Raw genomic sequence first — 5194 nt, 5'->3', positions numbered from 1 at the left:
TGATATAATATCAATTCTAATTAATTTGTGCTTCTTTAATAAGTTGGAATTTTGTCAATTTATTCAATAGAATCACGAAATTACGGAAAAATTCGACCTGTGCGGTTAGAAATTACAAGCAAATTTCCTCAAACCTGAAAGAGTTGACTTTTACATAACCGTAGATAAAATCTACGGAGAGAAGAAAATCTCCTGCTTACTACTCAACCCTGAAAGGGTTGAATTCTAACCATGGATTACATTCGACCCTTTCAGGGTCGAGTTTTGCGGGCGTTTATTTCCGTAGATTGCATCTACGGTTATTTAAAATTCGACGCCTTCAGCGTCAATAACCTAAAACCCAACCGCACAGGTCGATAAATTTCTCTTGACAAAGATTGAGTTTTATGTTTTAATATAATTGAAGGTGAAAAGATGATTGCATATACATTACCAAGAAGTTGTTTTGAACTATTAAAAGAGGCATTTGGGGATAATGGGAAGGCAGAGATATTTGCTAAGGCAATAGAACAGGCTATAATCGCGATTGACGAGAAGGCAAAAGAGGTAATTGTTGAAAAGAAAGAGATGATAAAGGTAGAAGTTAGAGAAGAGTTAAAGAAAGAGCTTGTTACGAGAGAGATTTTTGAGGAAAGATTTAATATGGTTGATGAAAGATTTAATGGTATGAAAAATTGGATTGAGGAAAGGTTTAATGTGGTTGATGAAAGATTTAAAAGCCTCAATTTCAGGTTAAATATCTTTATTGCCATTGCCCTTCTTGCCTTAACCCTTTGTAATCCTGCATTTGTTAAATTGCTGGAGAGATTCTTTTAGTGTCACTATTCACCACGAAGAGCACGAAGGGCAGGGAGATGTTACAGAACAAATCTCTTTATGCCTTCTTTTAATCTTTCCACATTGAAATTTATCAATAGACCAACCTTGATATTTGCCAATTTCATATATGGTAATGGGTCAGTGAAATGGGGGATTCTCCTGAAAGTAGGAAGTAGGAGAGTAGGAAAGTAGGAAAGGGGGAGACATTGCCCCCAGAAGAGGAATACCGTGCACATCCTTTATCCCTTTCCTACTTACCTACTACCTACTTGCCTACTATTTTCATTGCTTTGTCCTCCGCAGGTTAATGTTCATTCCCCCAAATAACTGACGTATTACCATATAGGTTAATATTTGAGCTTCATGAATTCGATAATTCATCAAATTTCACTTCGTGCTCTCCGTGCCCTTCGTGCGTGATGAATAGTTACCTTTTGGCAAGATAAACGATTAATGAGAGGATAAGAAGGGTTTTAACATCATTAGATTTATAATTCAGATAGCCTCAACAACAGCATAAAATTCACGAAAGTCCAGTTAATGTTATGTTTTGTATTTTTTTAATTTTCTTCTCTCAACATCTTTTGCAAATAAAATACCTTGCTGTGTAAGTTTCCACCCTTTTATCACATCTCCCCTTGCATAACGCCAGTTAATAGATTTCGCTTCTTTAAGAGCCATTACTGTAAAATATGTATCCGGGCCACCCAGAAGTGAAAATATATCTGGATAAGTTCTTGCTGCCTTGTTTGCTATTTCTTCTGTATCAACATATTCTTTAATGGCATCACAGAGGTAAAGGACAAAAGTAATTTCTGGAACAAAATGTCCCCAATTCACCTCTTTTTCAGATAAGGCTCTTAATTTTATGGAATATGAATTCATGGTGATCCCCCTTTCCATTTATCAATTAATCTTTAAAGTAAGCATACTCACTTTAAACCGTAACAAGATGTTTATGGGTAATTGCAAGAAATTCAGAAAAGTGTTTGTGATAGTAAGCATCTGTAGAAGTATAATCTAATCTTCCCTCAACTCCTTCTTTTGGAAATTGCTTTTCTAATATCCGAAAGGCTAATGCTTCAGCAATAATCTCAGCAAGAATTATATGATAGCGTGGATCATTTATCCCAGGATATCCTTGTTCAGTTAGCTCCCCCAAATACCTCTCAATTGATGGGTGCCTTGCTGCAATGAGCAAGAGATATGGTTCTTTATCGTCCCATTTGTATCTTAGTACACCGAAATCATCATCTATAGGCTTAGATTTAAGGTTAATTCCACTCCGGGGGCTGCGTTCCTCTACTATAACGCTTGTATGTGCAGGTTCAAATCCTTTCACTCGAGCGGTTATAATTCCTTTTACTTTTAACTGGCGTCCAATAATTCTACAATTTCCAACTAATACTCCCAGAATATCAGTTTCTCGTAATAGATATCTTCCTCCCCCTTTTACAACAATCTCTTCAGGATGGTCAGAGGTTATTTCTACAGGAATTTGATTATCTAATTTTTTTGTTGCAGTTTTTAACTGTAAAGTTAAGGTTTTCTCTTTACCAAGTTGTAGATGATACAGAGGTTTCTCAAAAGAAAAGCCTTCAGGAACTTCGGCAGGTGGTGAGGCTTCAATAACTTTTACAAGCATCAATTTATCGTATCCATTATAACGGACTTCAATAAATGCCTCTGCACCAATTTTAGAACCTTCTACTGTAAATGTTGCCCTTCCAACTTTTTTATCTTCTGAAAATTTTTTCAAAAAAACTGGAGATGTGCGAACTCTTATATTATCAGGGTCACTGCTTTTAATATCTATTGGTAGGGATTCATCCAAATCTTCATAGTGCTTCACTATGATAGAAAATGTTTTAGGTTGATCCACTAAAATAGATATTTCCTCTTTCTCGCTGAGTGGAATGATATGCAAACCATTAGGACGGCTTATAATTGTTTGGTCAGCAATATCTCCTGTTGGGATTTCTTTTTCTATCTCAATTAGTTTTCTTTCAAAAACCCTTGAAACTTCTTTAGAAAGATTATCTAATTTCCTTTCAAGGTCTTCATTTGTAACATTTTGTTTGGGATGGGCTTCAGCAGATTTTAATTCCTCAATAAAAGGCCGTAAAATTTCTTTGCCTCTTTTGTAAAGCTCCTGTGCGAAAGGGTGTTCAAGTATTAAGCCATCACGGAATGGGTCTAATAATCGTATTGGATTGTCTTCAGGATGATTAGGATTATCAGGATTTGCTTCTTCCCTATCGTCATATTCACGAATTAAATTATCAATAAATTTACAACATAACTCGCCTGTAAATCTCCAAGAAAATGGTTCTGATTCTAACCCAAAATAGGTACAGTCGTGTATTGCTGCTCCACTTTTAATCAAGATTCCCTCCCGAGAAGGAAGGATGCCTTGCTCAAAAGAACTTATGTGCTTATAGATCATAAGGTGGGCTGTAGCTTCTGGATATTTAGGAACTGAAAAACTTTCATTAAATATTTCTTCGCCAGGGCGATGGCGATAAGGATAAGACAAGGGATCCTCTCTATTTTTATTCAGATCTACCAATTTTACTTCTCTATCAGGATTAGAAAATATCTCTCGCAGACTGTAATATCGTGAAAATTCGTATAATAGAGTTTGATGTTGTGGAACTTCAAACCTGCCCTCAACCCCAATAGTAACTACTGTGCCGTTACCTCTTGGAATCCCAAGTTTCTTTCGTATTTCCTCAGTGGCTTTCTTAGGTTTAGGTTCCGTGAACCTACATTTTAGGGAAGGAGGAATAATTAGGTGGTTATATTCCTCATCTTTAATGCTTTCAAAATGAACAGTTCCAAAAACGGCAACATCCCTTGCACCTCGTCCATGAAGTCCACGGCGCATCTTTCCTCTTTCAAATCCTGATGTTCTTTTACCCAATTCACCAAGTTTCTCATACATTTCCATTCTATTCATTCCACCTGCTCTATCTCGCACTTTCACAATTGAAGGTTGTCCTTTTTTCCGCCTTTCAATCTCTATTCGTATTTTTCCTAAAATCTTTCCCCTTTTTTCCTCTAAATCTTCTAAATCTTGATAACTGCCATCAGAGTTTGTAATCAGCTCTACTAACCCCCGGTCTATTTTTCCCCTCATTGCTCTTTCCATATTTTGGCGTATATATCGCCGATTTGTACTCAAATTCCATTCTTGAGGAATTTCAAACTTTGGCATTTCTTACACCTCCTTTTTTAACAGCAAGGCAAACTTGCTGTTACAAAAATTCACATATTTTTTAACCTCCTCTTTTTTTAGTTCTTCGGCTATTGAATAAAGTTGAGCTAATCGGTCGTTCAATATCTCAGCTTTAGTATTTACTGTGCAGACAAGTGATTCAGCAAATTCAGGATGTGAAATTTCTGCTTGTTCTCCATACTCCCTGAATTTTCTAAAGGCTACAGTTCCAAATAACTCTTTTAGTTTTCTGTCTGCAGGCAAGCGGTCTCCCATTGGTATATGTCTACCTAAATATTGTTCTATTCGTGGCTTATTTGCTTTTATCCATTGAAACCCGTTAGATGTTAGCATCCATCCTCCAGGAGGATTTTTTCTTTCGCTTTCCCCTTTAACTAATGTTCCATATTTTGGTTTTTTAGCATCCCCTAATGCTTGGTAAGTAACCAGAATATCGGGATAATCTGGATATTTTATCCAAGAAAATTTGGAGGGAGCAAGATTGTAACATTTTAAAGCAATGTCTTCTGCATGAACACGCTTTTGCCACCCATCTAAGAGATAAAGAGCATATACAGCTATATCCACATTGGATAATTCCTTGTTCATTTCTTTCTCCTACAACTTAAACTCCTCATCTGGAAAATAAAATCTTGCCTTTATCTCTTTTGTCTTCTTTTCAATTGTGGCGAAGATTTTTTCTATATCTTCTCTGGTATATTCATAAACCTGCCTATTGGCGCAGTTTCCAAGCACACTAAGCCTCTTTAGGACTGTATTTGTCCTTGCTGTAGCTAATCTTTTAAACCTTTCTTTTGATGTCTCTTTTTCATTCATCTTCATACCCCTTAATTAGACGAAGATATTCACTTAGACTTTCATATAGCATACAAGAAATAAAGTTTATAAAGGGTTGAACATCAGCCTTTGTATGGGCAATCTCTAATAAATTTATATAGTCTTGCCTGAGGATAGGAGGAATTATTACAATTGTATAGCCTGCTTGTAGTAAGGCAAGATTCATTAAGAGCCTGGCTATCCTTCCATTTCCATCAATAAATGGATGTATTCCTACAAATTCCTTGTGTAATAAAGCAGAATATTCTATGGGGTGATTGGCTTTCTTTATACTCGGGAGTTCCTCAATAAATTTTTTCA

The 5194-nt window shown here is 36.1% G+C and carries 6 protein-coding genes and 1 pseudogene; 1 reads left to right on the top strand and 6 read right to left on the bottom strand.

Going from position 1 to position 5194, the window contains the following annotated elements; all coding sequences use genetic code 11:
• Positions 1 to 414 precede the first annotated feature (414 nt).
• A complete protein-coding gene (locus tag AB1422_16565; GenBank protein ID MEW6620919.1) occupies positions 415 to 816 on the top strand; it encodes a hypothetical protein in 402 nt (133 codons plus the stop codon).
• A 41-nt stretch (positions 817 to 857) separates the two neighbouring features.
• Here AB1422_16565 and AB1422_16560 read toward each other — a convergent pair.
• The 6 genes and pseudogenes from AB1422_16560 to AB1422_16535 all read right to left on the bottom strand — a co-directional run.
• A pseudogene (locus AB1422_16560) lies at positions 858 to 953 on the bottom strand (GxxExxY protein).
• 409 nt (positions 954 to 1362) lie between these two features.
• On the bottom strand, positions 1363 to 1704 hold the full coding sequence (locus AB1422_16555; protein MEW6620918.1) for a hypothetical protein: 342 nt from the start codon (positions 1702 to 1704) through the stop codon (positions 1363 to 1365).
• 52 nt (positions 1705 to 1756) lie between these two features.
• Complete coding sequence (locus AB1422_16550; GenBank protein ID MEW6620917.1) at positions 1757 to 4036, bottom strand: hypothetical protein; 2280 nt, start codon at positions 4034 to 4036, stop codon at positions 1757 to 1759.
• A 3-nt stretch (positions 4037 to 4039) separates the two neighbouring features.
• Entirely contained in the window at positions 4040 to 4645 is a 606-nt protein-coding gene (locus AB1422_16545) for a hypothetical protein (GenBank protein ID MEW6620916.1), read from the bottom strand.
• Between the two features lie 9 nt (positions 4646 to 4654).
• Positions 4655 to 4873, bottom strand: coding sequence for a hypothetical protein (locus tag AB1422_16540; GenBank protein MEW6620915.1), 219 nt, complete (start codon positions 4871 to 4873; stop codon positions 4655 to 4657).
• A partial coding sequence (locus AB1422_16535; GenBank protein MEW6620914.1) for a Fic family protein occupies positions 4866 to 5194 on the bottom strand: 329 nt, incomplete at its 5' end. The genes AB1422_16540 and AB1422_16535, both read right to left, overlap by 8 nt.

The organism is bacterium, assembly GCA_040757115.1.
Taxonomy (GTDB): Bacteria; UBA9089; CG2-30-40-21; order CG2-30-40-21; family SBAY01; genus JBFLXS01.
This window is presented reverse-complemented; position numbering and strand designations above follow the sequence as displayed.